Raw genomic sequence first — 19,367 nt, forward strand, 5'->3', positions numbered from 1 at the left:
GTGAGGGAGGAACATGAGCCTGTTAGAGGTGACGGACCTGAAGGTGGCCTTCCCCACCTCCGACGGCCTGGTCCAGGCGGTGCGGGGACTGTCGTTCACCGTCGACCGCGGCCGGACGCTGGCGATCGTCGGCGAGTCCGGAAGCGGCAAGACCGTGAGCACCCAGGCCATCCTCGGCCTCTCCCCCGGAGCCGACATATCCGGCACCGCCCTGTTCGAAGGGGTGGACCTGCTCGAACTGGACCGCGAGCAGCTACGCCGCATCCGCGGGGCGGAGATCAGCGTCGTCTTCCAGGACCCACTGACCAGCCTGCACCCGCTCTACAAGGTCGGCCGGCAGATCGAGGAGCTCTTCCACGTCCACCGGCCCGGCACCAGTCGCGCCGAGGCCCGCAAGCGCGCGATCGAGCTGCTCGGCCTGGTCGGCATCCCCCGGCCGGACCGGCGGGTGGACGACTACCCGCACCAGTTCTCCGGCGGCATGCGACAGCGGGCGATGATCGCCATGTCACTGGCGCTGAACCCGAAGCTCATCGTCGCGGACGAGCCGACCACCGCGCTCGACGCGACCGTCCAGGCGCAGATCCTCGAGCTCATCGGCCGGGTCCAGGCCGAGTTCGACATCGCGCTCATCCTCATCACCCATGATCTCGGTGTCGTGGCGGGCATCGCCGACGAGGTTCTTGTCATGTACGCGGGCCTGGTGGCCGAGCGAGCCGACCGGCGTACCCTCTACTACCGCCCGCACCACCCCTACACCAAGGGCCTGCTGGAGTCGATCCCGGGCAGCACCGGGACCCGGGGCGACCGGCTGCGGCCCATCCCCGGCTCCCCGCCGTCGCTGATCGACCTCCCCTCGGGCTGCGCCTTCCACCCGCGCTGCCCGTACGCCATGCCGGTCTGCGCGGCCGAGCGGCCGCCGCTGGCCAGGGTCACGGGCGGCGGCGGGCACGCCTCGGCCTGCTGGCTGCCCCACGAGGCGGTCGGGCTCGGCCCGGAGGCCGACGCGCTGCGCCGGCACGCGAAGGAGGTCTGATGCTCCTCGAAGTCGAGAACGTCGTCAAGCACTTCCCCATCACCACCGGCCTGCTGGTCAAGCACACGATCGGGCAGGTGCGGGCGGTCGACGGGGTGAGCTTCGACCTGTCGCCGGGCGAGACGCTCGGGCTGGTCGGCGAGACCGGCTGCGGCAAGTCGACGCTCGCCCGCTGCGTCGCGGGCCTGCATCCCATCACCTCGGGCCGGGTCCGCTTCGACGGCGACGACATCACGAACCTGCCCAGGGCCAGGATGCGGGCCTACCGGCGCGACATCCAGGTCATCTTCCAGGACCCCTACGGCTCGCTGAACCCGCGCCGCCGCGTCGGCTCGATCATCGCCGACCCGCTCGTGGTCCACCGGGTGAGCCGCGGCGCCGAGCTGCGCCGTACCGTCCAGGAGCTGATGGAACGGGTGGGGCTCAATCCCGAGCACTACAACCGGTTCCCCGCGGAGTTCTCCGGCGGGCAGCGGCAGCGGATCGGGGTGGCCAGGGCGCTCGCGCTGCGGCCCCGGCTGATCATCTGCGACGAGCCGGTGTCCGCGCTGGACGTCTCCATCCAGGCGCAGATCCTCAACCTGCTGAAGGATCTGCAGGACGACTTCGGGCTGACGTACCTGTTCATCGCGCACGACCTGTCGGTGGTGCGGCACATCAGCGACCGGATCGCGGTCATGTACCTGGGCAAGATCGTCGAACTCGCGGGGGCCGACGAGCTGCACGAACATCCCCGGCATCCCTACACGAACGCCCTCCTTTCCGCCACGGCGGTGGCCGACCCGGACGAGGCCGAACGGCGGCGGCGCATCATCCTCACGGGCGACGTCCCCTCGCCGATCGACCCGCCGCCGGGCTGCCGCTTCCATCCCCGGTGCCCGAAGGCGCGGGACCGCTGCTCCGCGGAGGAACCGCCGCTGGCGCTCCGGGACCACCTGGTGGCCTGCCACTTCCCCGTCGAGACGGGCGAGGACCTGACCACTTCCGATTCCCGTTTTGGGGGGCGGCCCGCATGACGCTCACCGAGATCAGACCGGACGCGGTCAGCGACCGGACGATCGCCGGCCGCAGCCCGTGGCAGCTCGCCTGGGCCAGGATCAGGACCGACAAGGTCGCGCTGGTCTCCGGCCTGATCGTGGTCCTGCTCTGCCTGCTGGCGCTGGCGGCCCCACTCATCGCCGCCTGGAACGGCCACGACCCGGACGAGCAGTTCCGCGACACCGGCATCACCGCGCAGGGGCTGCCGATCGCGCCGAACGGCACGTTCTGGTTCGGCACCGACCGGCTCGGCCGCGACCTGTTCATCAGGGTTCTGTACGGGGCGCGGGTCTCGCTGCTGGTCGGCGTGGTCGCCACCGGGCTGGCGGCGCTGGTCGGCGTCGTCGTCGGCCTGCTGGCCGGCTACTACGGCGGCGTCATCGACACCGTGCTGTCGCGGCTCATGGACGTGGTGCTGTCGTTCCCGTACCTGATCTTCGCCATCGCGGTCGTCTCGATCGCCGGGCCGTCGCTGACCGCGACGATCGGGGTGATCGCCTTCTACTCGTGGGCGGCCATCGCGCGAGTCGTACGCGGCCAGACGCTCTCGCTCAAGGAGCGCGAGTACGTCGAGGCCGCCCGGTCCATCGGCTGCGGCGATCTCCGGATCATGTTCGTCGACATCCTGCCGAACCTGCTCGCCCCGGTCATCGTCCTGACCACGCTGCTCGTGCCGGCAGCCATCGTCTTCGAGTCGACGCTGTCGTTCCTCGGACTCGGCATCGTGCCGCCCACTCCCTCCTGGGGCAACCTGCTCAGCGAGGCGCAGGGCTTCTACCGGGTCGCCTACTGGTACCTGGGCTTCCCCGCGGCCACCCTGCTGCTCACCACGCTCGCCTTCAACCTGGTCGGCGACGGCATCAGGGACGCCATCGACCCGCGCATGGAACGCCTGTTCAGCCGCCGTCGCCGTCGCTCTCGCTCTCGCCGCAAGGGGGCCTGATGCTCCGTCGTTTCCTCCTCCGTCGGGCGCTGCTGGGCGTGCTCGTCCTATGGCTCGTCACGCTGGGCACGTTCCTGCTGTTCTTCGTCGCCCCCAGCGACCCCGCCAGGACGCTGGCCGGTCGCCAGGCCACCCCCGAGCAGGTGGAGCTCATCCGCCACAACCTCGGCCTGGACCGCCCGATCCTCGTCCAGTACCTCGACTACCTGAACCGCCTCATCCACGGCGACCTCGGCCAGTCGTACTTCTCCGGCGATTCCATCGGCAAGCTCCTCTCCCAGGACTTCCCGCCCACGGCCTCGCTCGTGATCGGCGGCGCGATCCTCTGGGTGGTCATCGGCGTGGGCGCCGGAGTCATCAGCGCCACCCGGGCACGCTCCCTGCTGGACCGCGTCGTGACGTTCCTGGCCCTGGCCGCCGTGTCCATGCCCACCTTCGTGGTCGGCCTGCTGCTGTTGTACTTCCTGTTCTTCCAGTTCTCCATGGCCGGGGCGCCGCTGCTGCCGCCGGACTCGTACGTGCCGCTCACCGACAGCCCCGGTGAATGGGCCCGCCACCTGATCCTGCCCTGGATCACGCTCGCCATGGTCCAGGCGGCCTCCTACGTACGGCTGACGCGCGGTTCGATGCTGGACATCCTCGGCGAGGACTACATCCGCACGGCCCGCGCCAAGGGCGTCCCCGAGGGCCGGGTCATCTACCGGCACGGCTTACGCGCCGCCCTGACGCCGGTGGTGACGCAACTCGGCGTCGACGTGGGCACGCTGATCGGCGGGGTGGTGGTGACGGAATCGGTCTTCGGCCTCGGCGGCATCGGGCAGGCGGTGGTACAGGCGTTCGTCAGCGGCGACCTCCCGGTCATCATGGGCGTCGTCGTCCTCGCCACCACGGCCGTCGTCGTGGCCAACCTCCTGGTGGACATCACCTACGGCCTCCTGGACCCTCGCATCCGCCTGGCCTGAACCCGACGCGTGGCCGCGTCAGCTGCCGAATTCCTGGTCGACCTTCTGATAGATGGCCTCCGACTTGGGGGTGTAGACCCGATAGAAGTCCTTGCCGCACTCCAGATCGTCCAGCGCGGCCTTGACCTCCTTGGCCAGGTACGGCTGGGCCTGGGCGGGCGTGAGCGTGGCTCCGAAGCTCCGCTTGACCTCGCCCTTCTTGGGAGGCGACGGTACGTCGGGAACGTCCTCGCGCTGCTTGCGGCCGACCTCGTCCTCCTGATCGAGGAAGGCGAGGCGGCCGCGCTGCGACAGTTGCGACGGCCTGGTGTCGGAGACCTTGTATCCCTTGCCCGTCAGGCACGTGGCCATGCTCGATGCCAGCTTGACCAGTTCGGCGTCGCCGTCGATCTCGCGCTCAACCGCCCTGTTCGAGACGGCTTCGGCCTGTTCGTACAGATCCATCTCGGAACTCACCTTCTTGCCGAGGGCCTGCTTGGCCGCGACGACGACGCAGTCGCCCACGGTCTTCCAGTAGCTCTTGTTCTGAGCCGGGGAGAGCTTCGTCCAGATTTTGCCGTTGGGGTCGGCCCCTGAGAGGTCGGGCATGCCGTCGGGAGCGTCTGAGCCCTTCGGGTGGACGTATAACGAGAAGACCCCGAAGCCGTACTTCGCCCGCTGAGCCCTCAACGCCTCATAGTCACCAGCTTTGCGCTTGCGCGCCTCGTCGGTGTCGGGATCTTCCTGCGGCACGTAGGCGATGTATTTGAAGCCCCTCTGCTTCATGCAGTCCGCCTTGGCGGATTCGAACTGGCGCCTCTTCTCCTGTGCCGTCGCGGCCGATTTCGAGGGAGGTGAAGCGCTCTTCCCAGCCGGCTCGGCGTTGCCCCCGCAGCCGCCGAGCACGGCCGTCACGGCCAGGGCTAAGACGGTCTTTCTGATGGTGTTCATGGTCGGTCTCCCTGTATGTCAACGTCACGCGCGCACGCGACCGCCAAGGCATCTGTACGGCTCGTGATGGCGTCCGGCGCTCCCGCCGGCGCGCGTGATCTGCTTCTTCCGTGGCTCGCGTACGAGCCGGCTACCGTCCGATCTGGCAGGTCGTGCGGATCGGGCGCAAGCGACCTCGCGGCTGGCGCCGAGCACTGCCGCAACAGTCGCGCACCTGGACGTGCTGTGGCTCGTCCCCTGTGCCCTGGTCGGAGGCCGTGGACGCGAGTATCACGATCAGCGCCAATGTGGATCTCTCTGACGCGCCCGGCAACCATACTCTGTTTAATGAAGCATGGTCAATCACGGCGGCCTCCACGACCCCGCTCGGATCGCGCGACCAGCCCCAGAACTCAGGTCCACCCTCGATGAGGGCCGAGAGTCCCAGAAGCCCGTGGGCGTCCTCGACCGCCACGGCGCGCGTCGGCGCCCACCGCTCGCCTTGGGGACGGCGGACGGGAAGGCGGGCCGCACGGCACCCACCAGCCACCCGCACAAGGTGATCACGGCCATCCCGGAGCCTGAGCCCCCACCGGAGGCGGGTCATATCCACACTGGCCTGCATCGATCTACGGCGAGCCCAGCGGGCCAACGGCACGCAGTGCGGCGATCGGCCCGAGGGGGTTCCCAAAAGAGCCTCTAAACGCCAGGTTGGGCAGACAGGTCGTCCCCCACCCCACGCCGTACAGAAAACTGATCGTGACTTTCAGCGCGCAAAGCACGGAATGCACGGAATGCACTGATCGCGAACCTCAGCGCGCGAACTCGGTCGCTCGCGACTCCCGGACGACGGTGATGCGGATCTGCCCCGGATAGGTCAGTTCCTCCTCGACCTGCTTGGCCACATCCCGCGCGATCACCTGCGCCTGGATGTCGTCGATCGCGTCCGGCTTCACCATCACCCGGATCTCCCGGCCCGCCTGCATGGCGAACACCTTCTCCACCCCGTCGTACGACTGCGCGATCTCCTCCAGCCGCTCCAGCCGCTTGACGTACGCCTCCAACGATTCCCGTCGCGCGCCCGGACGGCTGCCGCTGATCGCGTCGGCCGCCTGCGTGAGCACGGCCTCGACCGTGCGGACCTCGACCTCGTTGTGGTGCGCCTCGATGGCGTGCACCACGTCCTCCTGCTCGCCGTATCGGCGGGCGATCTCCGCCCCGATCAGCGCGTGGCTGCCCTCGACCTCGTGCGTAAGCGCCTTGCCGATGTCGTGCAGGAGGGCGCAGCGCTTCATCAGCGACTGGTCCATCTTGAGCTCGGCGGCCATGATTCCGGCGATGTGCGCGGACTCGATGAGGTGTTTGAGGACGTTCTGCCCGTAGGAGGTGCGGTATCGGAGCTGGCCGAGGAGCAGCGTCAGCTCGGGGTGCATGTCCGTGATGCCCAGTTCGACCAGCGCGTCCTCTCCCGCCCGCGCGCACAGGTCCTGCACCTCCGCACGACTGCGCTCGTGCGCCTCCTCGATGCGCTGGGGGTGAATGCGGCCGTCGAGTACCAGTTTCTCCAGTGTGAGCCGGGCAGTTTCCCGGCGTACCGGGTCAAAACACGACAGCAACACCGCTTCCGGTGTGTCGTCGATGATCAGGTTCACGCCGGTCGTCGACTCGAAAGCCCGGATGTTACGCCCCTCACGCCCGATGATCCGGCCCTTCATCTCGTCGCCGGGCAGGTGCAGCACGCTCACCACGGACTCGGCCGTCTGCTCGGCCGCCATCCGCTGCACGGCCAGCGTCACGATCTTGGTAGCGCGCTTCTCGCCCTCCTTGCGGGCATCGCCCTCGATCTCCCTGACGATCAGCGCGGCCTCGCGCTTGGCCTGGTTCTCGATCTCGCGTACCAGCTCGCTCTTGGCCTGCTCTCCGGTGAGCCCGGCGACGCGCTCGAGGATCGCCCGCCGCTCGTCCTCGACCTGCAGCAGCTCCGCGCGCCTGTCGGCCAGCTCGACCTCGGTCTCGCCCAGCTTGCGATCACGTTCGGCCTGCCGTCTGGCCTCCTCATCGAGCCGCTGCTCGCGCTCGGCCAGCCGCCCTTCCCTGCGTTCGAGGTCGGCCCGGAGCTCCTTGAGCTCGGCCTTGAGTATCCGCCCCTCCTCCTCGACCTCGCGCCGCAACTGCGCCGCGCTCTCGGCGGCGGCCGCCGACCTGCGCAGGATCTCCTCGGCATCGGACTCGGCCTTGCCCCGGATCGCCCCGGCCTCTTCACGAGCCAGCTCAAGCTCCTCGTGTACGGCCTGCAGCTGCTCGGGGCTCGGCTTGAGCACTCGCGAACCGCTGCCCGATGTGCGGCGGACGACGATGAGCAACGCGGCGATCATCCCGAACGCCAGCAGGAGCACCGCCACCGACAGCACCACGACAAGCGGCCCCATGTGCTCCCCGCCCTCCTCGCGTCGTCAAGACTCGTAACGCGCCCTCAAAACGGGAGGGGTCACATGCGCGGCGCTGATCGCCCAATCGGCATCTTCACCACGACCGATATCCAACCAAGACTGACCGGGCGTCGACTGGGGTAGCCGACACCTCGCCTGCCTCGATCCACCGAGCTCGTTCGTCCGTCAATCACCGGTATGGCAATCCGCACTGCGCGGAGTAACTCCTCACTGCCGTCGAGGTTATGCGTCGAACAAGTCACGAGCAAGCAAACGAGTCATCAAGCGTGTCTTAAGGGCTTGCATCTCTTCATTGAGGCAGATTTCCCGCTTCTGCCCCGAAATGCCGCTCCACACGCAACTACGCACGCCCTACCCCCAAACCTCCAGCCCGACCAAAGAGGCCCGCCTCCGCTGCCGGCAGGACCCAAACACCTCACCCGAAGAGCCGGGCACCCCTCGGACAGTCCGCACCCGGTACCACCAGAAACCAAGCAACCCGCCCCAGAGACCCGGCACCCCACCCCGACGAACCACACCCCCGGTGTGGAACGTGTGTGTGCGAGGGGAGTGATCCGGTGGGGCGGGGGCCGTGTGGAGGTCAGGAGAAGTCGTCCTCGATTTCGACGCCCTCTGTCTCCAGTGCCTCGCGGATGACGCGGAAGGCCAGTCCCGGGGCGTACCCCTTTCTGGCCAGCATCCCGGCGAGGCGGCGAGTACGGACCTGAGGGTCCAGGCCGCGAGTGGAGGACAGCTTGCGTTCGACGAGGCGGCGTGCCGTTTCGAGCTCCTGGTCGGGCTCGAGGCGGTCCACGGCCTCGTTGACGGTCTCGGAGTCGACGCCGCGGTGGCGAAGCTCCGCGGCCAGAGCGCGTTTGGCGAGTCCACGACCGTGGTGGCGGGAGTCGACCCAGGCTTCGGCGAATGCCTCGTCGTTGATCAGGCCCAGCTCGGAGAAGCGATCGAGGACCGCCTCCGCGGCTTCATCCGGCACGTCACGCTTACGGAGTGCCTCGGCCAGTTGGGCTCGCGTCTTGGGAGCCATCGTGAGCAGACGGAGGCAGATGGCCCGAGCCACCGACTCAGGGTCGGCGTTGGGAGCGGCCCCGGCGGCCGACCCCTCATCGGGCCCGTCGGGAAGCCACCCGCCACGCCCCCGAGAGCCCGCCGAACGTGCCCCCTTCCCACCCCGCCCACCTGATCGCCGTCCTCTACCGGAGCGCCTCTCCCCACGTCGGCCACCCTGGTACGGATCATCCTGGTACGGATCATCCTCGGCCTGGCCACCGGAATAGGAAGCGCCCTCGAACTGACCGCTGTCGGTGCCCGCACCGGACGACAACCCGTCCTGGGAGAACGGCATATCGCCTCGGAGAGAGGGGTTGTCCGCGGTGGACGATGAAGTGCCTTGGGCAGGCAAAGGCACGTCCTGACCTCGGGGAGACGCATTGCCTGCGGTGGACAGTGAGTTGTCCTGGGCAGGCGAATGCACATCGTCGCCCCGGGAGGACGCCCTGCCTGCGGTGGGCGGTGAGTTGTCCTGGGCAGGCCGCCAGACGGCTTCTTGGGGCGTGGTTGAGAGCCGCTCGTCGTTCTGTCCGCCGCCCAACTCGCTGCCCGAATCACCGGACGACTCAGCGGTCGACGCTGCGCCCAGCTCGGAGCTCGGCTCGGCAGGTGCGTGAGCGGGCTGGGCCGGGGGTGGGTCAGCCGATGCTAGGTCGGCCGAGGGTGGGCCGGCCGGGGGGCGGGACCGTTGGCGCCATTCGCTGAGCGACGGCCACCCTGCCGACGGCTCCCCGCCGGACGGCTTCCCACTGGATAGTGCAGCGCCAGACATCTTCCCACCGGACAGTTCGCTACCGGTCATCGTGCCACCTGACGGTCCGCTACGGGGTAGCCCACCCGACGGTTCACCCCCAGACTGCCTCTCACCGGACGGCTTCCTACCCGACGGCTCGGTGCCGGGCAGCTTCCCGCTAGACGGCTCGCCGCCAGGCGGCCTTCCATCGGACGGGTCGCCGCCGGGCAGCCTCCCGCTGGACCGTTTCCTCCGGGATGGTTTCCGGCCTCGGGGCGAGTCGTCCGAGGAGGGCCCGGAGGGCCAGGTGTCCTCCGGGGTTGATGACCGCGGAAAGAGGTTGGCGCTGGAGTTGCGGCGGCGGCCCGGAGATGAGGTGGGGAGGTCGGGCCAGGCGCCCCAGTCTTGGGGGTGGGGCGCCTGCGACGGGTCCGTGTCACTCATCCGACGACCGATCAGAGTCACTCATGCGGCGACCCGATCAGACGTCACCGGGCTTCGGCGTGGCGGCGGCCTTGGCGCCGCGGCCCGAGGGAGCGGCGGCTGGAGCGGCCGGGGCCGCGGGTGCCTCGGCGGGGGCATCCAGGCGGGGGCCGACGCCGAGCTTGTCCTTGATCTTCTTCTCGATCTCGTTGGACATGTCGGGGTGGTTCTTCAGGAAGTTGCGGGCATTCTCCTTGCCCTGGCCGAGCTGGTCGCCCTCGTAGGTGTACCAGGCGCCGGACTTGCGGACGAAGCCGTGCTCGACGCCCATGTCGATGAGGCCACCCTCGCGGGAGACGCCCACGCCGTAGAGGATGTCGAAGTCGGCGACCCGGAAGGGCGGGGCCATCTTGTTCTTGACGACCTTGACCCGCGTGCGGTTGCCGACCGCCTCCGTGCCGTCCTTGAGCGTCTCGATGCGGCGGATGTCGAGGCGGACCGAGGCGTAGAACTTGAGCGCCTTACCGCCGGTCGTGGTCTCGGGCGAGCCGAACATGACGCCGATCTTCTCGCGGAGCTGGTTGATGAAGATGGCGGTGGTGCCGGTGTTGCTGAGCGCGCCGGCGACCTTGCGCAGGGCCTGGGACATCAGGCGGGCCTGGAGGCCGACGTGGCTGTCGCCCATCTCGCCCTCGATTTCGGCCTTGGGGACCAGGGCGGCCACCGAGTCGATGACGATGATGTCGACGGCGCCCGACCTGATCAGCATGTCGGCGATCTCGAGCGCCTGCTCACCCGTGTCGGGCTGGGAGACGAGCAGGGCGTCGGTGTCGACGCCGAGCTTCTTGGCGTATTCGGGGTCGAGGGCGTGCTCGGCGTCGATGAACGCCGCGATGCCGCCCGCCCGCTGGGCGTTGGCCACCGCGTGCAGGGCGATCGTGGTCTTACCCGAGGACTCCGGGCCGTAGACCTCGACGATCCTGCCACGCGGCAACCCTCCGATGCCCAGCGCGACGTCCAGGGAGATCGAACCCGTGGGGATCACCTCGATGGGGGCTCGGGCGTCGTCGCCGAGGCGCATGACGGAGCCCTTGCCGAACTGCCTCTCGATCTGAGCGAGGGCGGTCTCGAGGGCCTTCTCGCGGTCGTTGATAGCCATGGGAACTCCCCCTGGAGGGTTGTGGTCCGATCAGTCGAGTGAAAGCTACGGCCTGCCACCGACAGTTTTGCGGAGTCGTCGCTGGGAGGGCGTGGCCTGGCGGATTACATCCTAGCCGAACGGCTGTTCGATCACAGCAGGAACACGCGGCAATGCCCCACGCAAACGGCTCCTGTCCCCCGACACCGAACGTTGAGCGCGTGCAGATGAACCTTGACGGACGCGAGCTCGTGAGATCGAAGATTAAGTGTGCAGGCTAGAGCGTCTGCCCACAGGGGTTGGACGAGACGGTCCACCTGCGCGCCTGACGCGGACCGCGATGATTTCCGCAGACGCGCGGAGTCCATTCCTTTAGTGGGCAGGACCTTCCCGGCCCCTATGGCGAGAGGAGATCCGATCGTGGCAGTGGGGATCTTCGCGGGCATCCCTGTCCGCGACTGCAAGAGCGCCGTGGAGTGGTACACCAGGCTCCTCGGCAGGGGTCCGGCGTTCTGGCCCAACGACGTCGAAGCGGTGTGGCAACTGGCCGAGGACCGGTACGTGTACGTCATCGAGGACGCCGCTCGCGCCGGAGGCGGCGTGAGCATGATCTGGCTGGACGATCCGAAGTCCGAAGTGGAGCGGATCGCTGGGTGCGGCCTGCGGCCGATGGACATGGAGCAGCACGGCAACGTCTGCAAGTGGGTCTTCCGTGACGCTGACGGCAACGAGACAGGCATCGGAGGCGAGACTATGCCTGCGCCCTGAATCGGAAATACTCGGATGTGACGTCCGCCCCGGAGACGGAGCCCGTCGTCAATGGTCGTACTACTCAGCGTGTAGAGGTGCAATGACCGGTTGAAGCGCTCTCCTGGCAGAGCACTTCACGCTTTCTGCTCGATCGCGAGCATCTCCCGCAGATCGCCCGCTTCCGGCCGCTCCCGCTGCTCGACAGGAACAGCGCTCGACACGCGTCGCGCCGCCGCCACGATCTCATGCGTGCGGAACGCCGGCTGCACGGTATCGAGCACCGCAGTCGGCCGCCGCAACCCCTCGTCCACACCGCCGCTGACCACCGTCGACAACGCGACGAGCAGCTCGACCGCAGTTCGGTACTGATAGTCGCTGGTCGCGTCCAGCACCCGCTCGCGAGTGGCTGCCCTCGCATCCTCATCACCGGCTTCTGCGTGGACCCAGCATTCGGTCCATTCGAGCTGGCCCCTCCCCAGTAGCTCGGCATGATGCTCGGTCTGACCGGATCGGCCGCGATCATGTCGCCGCCGCGTCTCAGTACACCGCCTCTCTGCACCGACACCCAGCGGACGATCACGCGGGTATGGACGCTCTTATGCGGATCCTCATGGACACCGCTGCGTAACCTCCAGACCCCGTCAAGTGATGTTCACGAGGGTTGGCCTCCGCGTGTTGTCAGGTGCGGTGAGCTGGGGAGACTCACTGCAGGGGCGAGGGTTGGAGGCGGCTTGACGAGCGGCTACACCGGGGAACGGCGCACCCATCTGGAAGCACTCGCCAAGTTGTTGCCCGGTCACGGGCTGGCGAGCCGCATGATCGGCGGTGAGGAGCCGGTGCTGTGGGCGTGGCATCCCCGCACCGGCAAGCAGACGCTCGTTTTCGCCACCCCCGCCGGTCGTGGGTGGCAGTTCCTGTGGTCACCCGGCGGTCAGGGCACCGCCGACGACCTGCATCTGACAGCCCGCTCGCTGAAAGCGAGCATGGAGGAGGACGAGCAGGGAGGTTAGCGGGGCAGGGAGGTCGGCCGGGGCCGTGTGGTCAGCCGGGGCAGGGAGGTCAGCCGGGGCAGGGAGGTCAGCCGGGGCAGGGAGGTCAGCCGGGGCCGTGAGGTCAGCGGAGGCGGGAGGTCAGCGGAGGCGGGAGGTCAGCGGAGGCGGGAGGTCAGCGGAGGCGGGAGGTCAGCGGAGGCGGGAGGTCAGCGGAGGCGGGAGGAGACGTTCTCGACCTGGCAGACCGCGCGCCAGACGGTCTTGGCGCTCTCGCCGTCCGCCAGCGCCTGGTCGACCGTCCGCCCTTCGAGTGGGGCGAGCACGTAGTCGCGGGCCCACGAGTCGGCGTACGACTCCCCGAAGTGGGCGCGCATCCGTCTCCAGAACTCGGTCAGCCGCATCACACAAGTATGGAACCGCCGGAAGGGTGGGTAGGACACCCCCATGGCAAAGACCCCCAAGTCCTCCCCGCCCAAGTCCGCCGAGTGCAAAGCCAACCGAAAGAAGCGCCGCCAGCTCCGGTTAGCCCAGCGCTTAGCCGTACAACAGGAGAAATCGGAAAGAGCCGAAAGGCACGCAGGCATCAGGCAGGAACCTCGGGCGGGCACACCGCGTACGCGTAGAGCGTCGCGACGGTAGATCACATCACGCGCGAGCCGTACATCTCACCCAGTTGGTCGGCGAGCAGCTCCAGCCGGGCGCCGTCGGGGTCCTTGAAGTAGATGGAGGCGCCGCTCTCGATCTGGTGCGGCACGCCGGCCACCTCGAGCTTGCCGCGCAGCCGCTCCCAGGTGGCGGGGTCGACGGAGATCGCGATGTGGTGCAGCCCGCCGAGCACCTCCTGGTAGGGGCCGAGGTCGAGCCCCGGGAAGTCGAAGAAGGCGAGGAGGTTGCCGTTGCCGATGTCGAAGAAGAAGTGGTTGGAGCCCTTGAAGTCACGGTTCTCGAAAATCTCCGTCAAGGGGAACTCAAGAAGCTCCTGGTAGAACTTGACCGTCCGCTCCACGTCCGACGACAGCAGGGCGAAATGGTGCAGGCCGCGCGCGCTGCTGGACGGCCGGTGCGCTAAGAGGTAGCGCTCCCTGATGTCCTCGCGGCGGGTCTCAATGGCTGCGTAGTCGATGCCCACGCTCGCTCTATGTCCGCAGCGCCCCCGCCTCAATCTCGCACCGCCGCCACAATGAGTTTTCTGTCGGTGCGACGAGGCAGTATGTGCTGGTGAGCTCGCTAGAACATTTCTCCCACACGACCAGGCAGTGGTTCGCCGGAGCGTTCGAGGCGCCCACGAGTGCGCAGGAAGGCGCATGGGAGTCCATCGCGCGCGGCGACAACACGCTCGTGGTGGCGCCTACCGGGTCGGGCAAGACGCTGGCGGCGTTCCTTTGGTCCCTCGACCGCCTGGCCGCCGCCGACCACCCCACCACCACTCCGGCGGATCCGACGCAGGTCGACGCGGGTTCCAAGCAGGTCAACGCGGGTCCGAAGCAAGGCGAAGCGGGTCCGAAGCCGGGGCCGAAGCAGGGCGACGCCAGTTCCAAGCAGGTCAAGAAGCAGACCAAGGTCCTGTACGTGTCGCCGCTCAAGGCACTGGCCGTCGACGTGGAGCGCAACCTGCGTGCCCCGTTGGCCGGGCTCAAGCAGACCGCGCGCCGGCTCGGCCTGCCGGTGCCGGAGATCTCGGTGGCCATCCGCTCCGGTGACACCCCGGCCGAGGACCGCAGGCGGTTCGCCGCCCACCCGTCCGACATCCTCATCACCACGCCGGAGTCGCTGTTCCTGCTGCTCACCAGCCAGGCGCGCGAGGCGTTGCGGGGCGTCGAGACGGTGATCGTCGACGAGGTGCACGCGGTGGCCGCCACCAAGCGCGGTGCCCACCTGGCGCTCAGCCTCGAGCGGCTCGACGCCCTGCTCCAACGGCCCGCGCAGCGGATCGGGCTGTCGGCGACCGTACGACCGGTGAGCGAGGTCGCGGCGTTCCTCGGTGGGTCTCGCCCCGCGACGGTCGTGCAGCCGCCCTCCGACAAGGTCATCGAGGTCGAGGTGGTCGTCCCGGTCGAGGACATGACGGAGATGGAGGGCCGGCCGGGATCCACGAACGGCGGGCCGGGGTCCGCCGACAGCGGGGCAGGGTTCGCCGACGGCGAGGAGCCCGAGCCGTCCAGCCGGTCGATCTGGCCGCATGTCGAAAACCACCTGTTCGAGCTGATCGAGGCGCATTCGTCGACGATCGTGTTCGCCAATTCCAGGCGGCTGGCCGAACGCCTCTGCACCAGGCTCAACGAGCTCGCCTACGAGCGCGTGCAAGGGCCCGAGGCCGTCGATATGTCGATCTGGGAAACGCCGTTGCCGGGAGATCCGCCCAGGCGCACGCCGCCGCCGCCGGAAGATCCGCCTCGGCGGGCGCCCGCCGAGATGATGGCGCAGGCCGGGGCGAGCAAGGGCGTGGTCACCGAGATCGTCCGCGCGCACCACGGCTCCGTGTCGAAGGAGGAGCGGGCGCAGATCGAGGAGGCGCTCAAGTCGGGCCGGTTGCCCGCCGTCGTCGCGACGTCCAGCCTGGAGCTGGGCATCGACATGGGCGCCGTCGACCTGGTCGCGTGCGTGGAGGCGCCGCCGAGCGTGGCGAGCGGGCTCCAGCGCATCGGCCGGGCGGGTCACCAGGTGGGCGCGGTGTCCAAGGGAGTGATCTTCCCGAAATACCGCGGCGACCTGATCCAGACCGCCGTAGTGGCCGAACGCATGATGAGCGGCCAGATCGAGGAACTGCGCTACCCGCGCAATCCACTCGACGTGCTGGCCCAGCAGATCGTGGCGATGACCGCGCTGGAGGAGTGGACGGTCGACGAGCTGGAGGCCGTGGTCAAGCGGGCCGCTCCCTACGCGACGCTGCCGCGCACCGCGCTGGAGGCCACGCTCGACATGCTGGCCGGACGCTACCCGAGCGAGGAGTTCGCCGAGCTGCGGCCGCGGGTCGTCTGGGACCGGGTGACGGGCACGTTGCAGGGCCGTCCGGGCGCGCAACGGCTGGCGGTGACCAACGGTGGCACGATCCCCGATCGCGGGCTGTTCGGCGTCTTCCTGGTGGGCGAGAAGGCGTCCCGGGTGGGCGAGCTCGACGAGGAGATGGTCTACGAGTCGCGGGTGGGCGATGTGTTCGTCCTGGGTGCGACCTCGTGGCGGATCGAGGACATCACGGCCGACCGGGTGCTCGTCTCCCCCGCGCCCGGCCAGCCGGGCAAGTTGCCGTTCTGGCACGGCGACGCGCCGGGCAGGCCGGCCGAGCTGGGCAAGGCGATCGGCGCCTTCCTCCGCGAACACGCGGCGAACACCTCCAACGACCGCATGCGAGCGGCCGGCCTCGACGAATACGCCGCCGGCAACCTGCGCGCCTACCTCGACGAGCAGCGTGACGCCACCGGTTACGTCCCCGACGACCGCACCCTCCTGGTCGAACGCTTCCACGACGAACTCGGCGACTGGCGCGTCGTCATCCACTCCCCCTATGGCGCGCGGATCCACGCTCCGTGGGCCCTGGCGATCAACCGGCGGCTGCGCGAGCGCTACGGCCTCGACGTACAGGCCGTGCACTCCGACGACGGCATCGTGCTGCGGATCCCCGACACGCTGGTCGAGCCGCCCACCGACGTGGCGGCGTTCGACGCCGAGGAGATCGAGCGGATCGTCACCGAAGAGCTGGGCGGCTCGGCGATGTTCGCCTCCCGGTTCAGAGAGTGCGCGGGCCGGGCCCTGCTGCTGCCGCGCCGCACGCCCGGCCGGCGCAGCCCGCTCTGGCAGCAGCGGCAGCGGGCCGCCCACCTGCTGGGGGTGGCCTCTCAATACGCGTCGTTCCCGATCGTGCTGGAGACGATGCGCGAGTGCCTCCAGGACGTGTTCGACGTGCCCGGCCTGGTGACGCTGATGCGCGACATCGCCGCGCGCCGGGTGCGGGTGGTGGAGGTGGAGACGTCACAGGCGTCGCCGTTCGCCACGTCGCTGCTGTTCCACTACATAGGCGCCTTCATGTACGAGGGAGACGCGCCGCTGGCCGAGCGCCGGGCCCAGGCGCTGGCGCTGGACATGACCCTGCTGGCGGAGCTGCTCGGCGAGGCCGACCTGCGGGAGTTGCTCGACCCCGACGTCATCTCCGACACCGAACGCGAGCTGGCCAGGCTCGACCGGCCGTTGCGCGACGCCGAGGACCTGGCCGACCTGCTGCGCTCGCACGGGCCGCTGCTCGTGCCTGACGTGAGCCTGCGCGGCGGCGATCCGGCCTGGCTGGCGGAGCTCGAACGAGCCCGCCGGGCGATCAAGGTGCGGATCGCGGGCGAGGAGCAGTGGGCGGCGATCGAGGACGCGGCCCGGCTGCGTGACGCGCTGGGCGCGCCGCTGCCGGTCGGGATCCCGCACGCGTTCCTGGAGCCGGTCGCCGACCCGCTGGCCGACCTCGTGGCCCGCCATGCCCGTACGCGCGGGCCCTTCCATGCCGGCACACCCGCCGCCCGGTTCGGCCTGGGCGTGGCCGTGGTGACCGACGCCCTGCGCCGGCTGGCGGCGGCCGGGCGGGTGGTCAACGGCGAGTTCCGGCCGGGCGGCCGGGGCGAGGAGTGGTGCGACGCCGGTGTGCTGCGGATGCTGCGGCGCAGGTCCTTGGCGCGGCTGCGCAAAGAGGTCGAACCGGTCCCGCCCGAGACGCTCGCGCTGTTCATGCCCGCCTGGCACGGCATCACCGGCTCGGCGCCACGCGGCACCGACGGGAGCGGAGCGGCGCCACGCGGCAGCGTCGCGGCCGGTGCGGCGCGGGCGATGGACGCGCTGATCCACAGCGTCGAGCAGCTCCAGGGAGCCGCCGTGCCCGCATCGGCGCTGGAGACGCTGGTCCTGCCGTCGCGCGTGCCCGGCTACCACCCGGCGCTGCTCGACGAGCTGACCTCGTCGGGCGAGGTGATGTGGGTGGGCCAGGGATCGCTGCCCGGCGGCGACGGCTGGGTGTCGCTCTACTTCGCCGACACCGCTCCCCTGCTGCTGCCCGAACCCGGCCAGATCACCATGACCCCGGTGCACGAGCAGGTGCTCGACGTGCTGGGCGGCGGCGGGGCACTGTTCTTCCGGGGGATCTCCGACCAGCTCGGCTCGCTCGACGACGCGGCGCTGGTGTCGGCGCTGTGGGATCTGGTGTGGTCGGGACGCGTGTCCGGTGACACGCTGGCGCCGCTGCGGGCCACACTCGGGTCGGGCCGGCCCGCACACCGGCCGGCCACCACGCGCCGGCGGCGGGCCGTGCTGCCGAGCAGGAGCGGGCCGCCCACGGTGGGCGGGCGCTGGTGGCTGCTTCCCTCGCCCGCCGAGGACGCCACCCAGCGGGCGCAGGCCCAGGCCGAGGTGCTGCTCGAACGGCATGGGGTGGTGACGCGCGGGGCGGTGACGTCGGAGCGGCTGCCGGGCGGGTTCACACCGGTCTACCAGGTGCTACGGGCCTACGAGGAGAGCGGGCGGTGCCGCCGGGGCTACTTCGTCGAAGGGCTCGGGGGCGCGCAGTTCGCGCTGCCGGGGGCGGTGGACCGGATGCGCGCCATGGCTCCGAGCGTTGCCCCGGCATCCGGCGCCCACGACTTGGGCCCATCCGGGCGGGCCACCGATCGGAGGGCGGTCGTCCTGGCCGCGGCTGATCCGGCCAACCCCTACGGGGCGGCGCTGTCGTGGCCGGCGCATCCCGGCGAGGTGGGGCACAAGCCCGGCAGGAAGGCGGGCGCGCTGGTGGTGCTGGTGGACGGGTTCCTCGTGCTGTACGTGGAGCGGGGCGGCAAGACGCTGCTGTCGTTCGCCGACGACGAGCGTCTGCGGCCGGCCGTGGACGCGCTGGCGCTGGCCGTACGGGATGGGGCGCTCGGGAAGCTGACCGTCGAGCGGGCCGACGGCGCCTCGATCGGCGAGTCACCGCTGGCGGCGGCCCTGGAGGAGGCCGGCTTCCACCCGACACCGCGAGGTCTGCGCCTGCGCGCCTGACCAACCGAAAGACCCCTCCGACCGAAAGGCCGCACCCCTGACCGACCCAAAGGCCCACGCGCCCGCCCAACTGAAAGGCCCGCACCCCTGACCGACCCAAAGACCGCGCGCCTGACCGACCGATAGGGCTGCCCGGCCTGACGACGTGTACGGCCTCACCCTCCGGATTCCCCGACAACACCGGAAACGGCCGTAACTTTGTATACGATTCCCTCAAATGACTGAGCTGACACTGGGCGGCGCCCATCTCCCCCTTCGCGACCAAGTGACCGCGGAGATCCGCCGACTCATCATCTCCGGCGAGCTCCCCCAAGGTGAGCGCCTGGTCGAGGACCGGCTGGCCGCAAGGCTGGGCGTGTCGCGCAACCCGGTGCGCGAGTCGATCCGGGTGCTCGCCGCCGAGGGGTTCGTGCAGGTCATCCCCAGGATCGGCGCCACCGTGGCGCGGCTGTCGCCGGCCGAGGCCGAGGAGCTCTTCGACGTGCGGATGGCGATCGAGGGGCTGGCGGCCCGGCTGGCGGCGCGCAAGCGGACCCCGGAGACGGCCGCGCGGTTGCGGCTGGTGCTCGACTCGGCCAAGGAGGCGGTCGAGGAGGGTCGGCTCGAACGGGTGGCCGACCTCAACACCGCCTTCCACCTGGCCGTGGGTGAGGTGGCGGGCAACTCGTACCTCAATCTGATGATGGCGCCGATGCTGCTGCGGGCTCAGTGGGTGTTCCGGCAGACCGCGGCCGCGCGCGGACCACACTCCTGGTCGGAGCACCTGAGCCTGTGCGAGGCCATCGCGGCGGGCGACGAGGACGAGGCCCAGGCCAGGGCGGTCGCGCACGTCGCCGCGGCCAGGCGGTCGTTCCTGGCTGCCGTGGCGAAGCCCCAGCAAGATGAGAAAACGGTCGGATAACAACATGTGGTGACGAAACACCGTTGAAATCCAGGTTCTTGT

Annotated in this window: 15 protein-coding genes; 8 read left to right on the forward strand and 7 right to left on the reverse strand. The window is 69.6% G+C overall.

The features are described 5' to 3' along the window. Positions 1-13 precede the first annotated feature (13 nt). The 4 genes from AB0B64_RS03735 to AB0B64_RS03750 are packed head-to-tail and all read left to right on the forward strand — an operon-like array spanning position 14 to position 3,979. Complete coding sequence (locus tag AB0B64_RS03735; protein WP_358174402.1) at positions 14-1,036, forward strand: ABC transporter ATP-binding protein; 1,023 nt, start codon at positions 14-16, stop codon at positions 1,034-1,036. Next, positions 1,036-2,052: a dipeptide ABC transporter ATP-binding protein gene (locus AB0B64_RS03740; protein ID WP_357947021.1), complete on the forward strand. Its 1,017-nt coding sequence runs from the start codon at positions 1,036-1,038 to the stop codon at positions 2,050-2,052. The genes AB0B64_RS03735 and AB0B64_RS03740 overlap by 1 nt, the downstream gene beginning before the upstream one ends. Beyond that, entirely contained in the window at positions 2,049-3,017 is a 969-nt protein-coding gene (locus AB0B64_RS03745; protein ID WP_357947018.1) for an ABC transporter permease, read from the forward strand. Before AB0B64_RS03740 ends, AB0B64_RS03745 begins: the two co-directional genes overlap by 4 nt. Next, a complete protein-coding gene (locus tag AB0B64_RS03750; protein WP_358174405.1) occupies positions 3,017-3,979 on the forward strand; it encodes an ABC transporter permease in 963 nt (320 codons plus the stop codon). Before AB0B64_RS03745 ends, AB0B64_RS03750 begins: the two co-directional genes overlap by 1 nt. An 18-nt stretch (positions 3,980-3,997) precedes the next feature. On the opposite strand, the gene AB0B64_RS03755 is transcribed toward AB0B64_RS03750, so the two are convergent. The 4 genes from AB0B64_RS03755 to recA all read right to left on the reverse strand — a co-directional run bounded on the left by AB0B64_RS03755 (position 3,998) and on the right by recA (position 10,700). Beyond that, positions 3,998-4,909 carry a hypothetical protein gene (locus AB0B64_RS03755; RefSeq protein WP_358174408.1) on the reverse strand — a complete coding sequence of 304 codons (912 nt, stop codon included), beginning with the start codon at positions 4,907-4,909 and terminating at the stop codon, positions 3,998-4,000. A gap of 791 nt (positions 4,910-5,700) precedes the next feature. Further along, entirely contained in the window at positions 5,701-7,317 is a 1,617-nt protein-coding gene (gene rny / locus AB0B64_RS03760; RefSeq protein ID WP_357947010.1) for a ribonuclease Y, read from the reverse strand. A 601-nt stretch (positions 7,318-7,918) separates the two neighbouring features. After that, positions 7,919-9,562 (reverse strand): recombination regulator RecX, encoded by a 1,644-nt coding sequence (recX, locus tag AB0B64_RS03765; protein ID WP_358174410.1) that lies wholly within the window; start codon positions 9,560-9,562, stop codon positions 7,919-7,921. 37 nt (positions 9,563-9,599) lie between these two features. Then, entirely contained in the window at positions 9,600-10,700 is a 1,101-nt protein-coding gene (gene recA / locus AB0B64_RS03770; RefSeq protein ID WP_357947004.1) for a recombinase RecA, read from the reverse strand. A gap of 399 nt (positions 10,701-11,099) precedes the next feature. Between recA and AB0B64_RS03775 the strand changes: the two genes are divergently transcribed. Then, positions 11,100-11,447, forward strand: coding sequence for a VOC family protein (locus tag AB0B64_RS03775; RefSeq protein ID WP_358174413.1), 348 nt, complete (start codon positions 11,100-11,102; stop codon positions 11,445-11,447). A 116-nt stretch (positions 11,448-11,563) separates the two neighbouring features. Here the strand turns inward: AB0B64_RS03775 and AB0B64_RS03780 are convergent, their stop codons facing one another. Then, positions 11,564-11,821, reverse strand: coding sequence for a hypothetical protein (locus AB0B64_RS03780; protein ID WP_358174416.1), 258 nt, complete (start codon positions 11,819-11,821; stop codon positions 11,564-11,566). 339 nt (positions 11,822-12,160) lie between these two features. On the opposite strand from AB0B64_RS03780, the gene AB0B64_RS03785 reads away from it, so the two are divergent. After that, positions 12,161-12,439, forward strand: coding sequence for a hypothetical protein (locus AB0B64_RS03785; RefSeq protein WP_357946996.1), 279 nt, complete (start codon positions 12,161-12,163; stop codon positions 12,437-12,439). 188 nt (positions 12,440-12,627) lie between these two features. Here AB0B64_RS03785 and AB0B64_RS03790 read toward each other — a convergent pair whose 3' ends face one another. Both AB0B64_RS03790 and AB0B64_RS03795 read right to left on the reverse strand, forming a co-directional pair. Then, a complete protein-coding gene (locus AB0B64_RS03790) occupies positions 12,628-12,822 on the reverse strand; it encodes a DUF3046 domain-containing protein (protein ID WP_225290661.1) in 195 nt (64 codons plus the stop codon). A gap of 239 nt (positions 12,823-13,061) precedes the next feature. Next, complete coding sequence (locus AB0B64_RS03795) at positions 13,062-13,550, reverse strand: VOC family protein (protein WP_357946994.1); 489 nt, start codon at positions 13,548-13,550, stop codon at positions 13,062-13,064. 89 nt (positions 13,551-13,639) lie between these two features. Between AB0B64_RS03795 and AB0B64_RS03800 the strand changes: the two genes are divergently transcribed. Together AB0B64_RS03800 and AB0B64_RS03805 are read left to right on the forward strand one after the other, a co-directional pair. Next, complete coding sequence (locus AB0B64_RS03800) at positions 13,640-18,424, forward strand: ATP-dependent helicase (protein WP_358174419.1); 4,785 nt, start codon at positions 13,640-13,642, stop codon at positions 18,422-18,424. A gap of 217 nt (positions 18,425-18,641) precedes the next feature. Further along, entirely contained in the window at positions 18,642-19,325 is a 684-nt protein-coding gene (locus AB0B64_RS03805; protein ID WP_357946989.1) for a GntR family transcriptional regulator, read from the forward strand. Positions 19,326-19,367: the final 42 nt, after the last annotated feature.

It is taken from the genome of Nonomuraea sp. NPDC049129 (genome assembly GCF_040648495.1).
Lineage (GTDB): Bacteria > Actinomycetota > Actinomycetes > Streptosporangiales > Streptosporangiaceae > Nonomuraea.

Bases quoted from the DNA above. Each gene is read 5' to 3' on its own strand.
- AB0B64_RS03735 (WP_358174402.1), top strand. From the start codon at position 14: ATGAGCCTGTTAGAGGTGACGGACCTGAAGGTGGCCTTCCCCACCTCC.
- AB0B64_RS03740 (WP_357947021.1), top strand. From the start codon at position 1,036: ATGCTCCTCGAAGTCGAGAACGTCGTCAAGCACTTCCCCATCACCACC.
- AB0B64_RS03745 (WP_357947018.1), top strand. From the start codon at position 2,049: ATGACGCTCACCGAGATCAGACCGGACGCGGTCAGCGACCGGACGATC.
- AB0B64_RS03750 (WP_358174405.1), top strand. From the start codon at position 3,017: ATGCTCCGTCGTTTCCTCCTCCGTCGGGCGCTGCTGGGCGTGCTCGTC.
- AB0B64_RS03755 (WP_358174408.1), bottom strand. From the start codon at position 4,909: ATGAACACCATCAGAAAGACCGTCTTAGCCCTGGCCGTGACGGCCGTG.
- rny (WP_357947010.1), bottom strand. From the start codon at position 7,317: ATGGGGCCGCTTGTCGTGGTGCTGTCGGTGGCGGTGCTCCTGCTGGCG.
- recX (WP_358174410.1), bottom strand. From the start codon at position 9,562: ATGAGTGACACGGACCCGTCGCAGGCGCCCCACCCCCAAGACTGGGGC.
- recA (WP_357947004.1), bottom strand. From the start codon at position 10,700: ATGGCTATCAACGACCGCGAGAAGGCCCTCGAGACCGCCCTCGCTCAG.
- AB0B64_RS03790 (WP_225290661.1), bottom strand. From the start codon at position 12,822: ATGCGGCTGACCGAGTTCTGGAGACGGATGCGCGCCCACTTCGGGGAG.
- AB0B64_RS03805 (WP_357946989.1), top strand. From the start codon at position 18,642: ATGACTGAGCTGACACTGGGCGGCGCCCATCTCCCCCTTCGCGACCAA.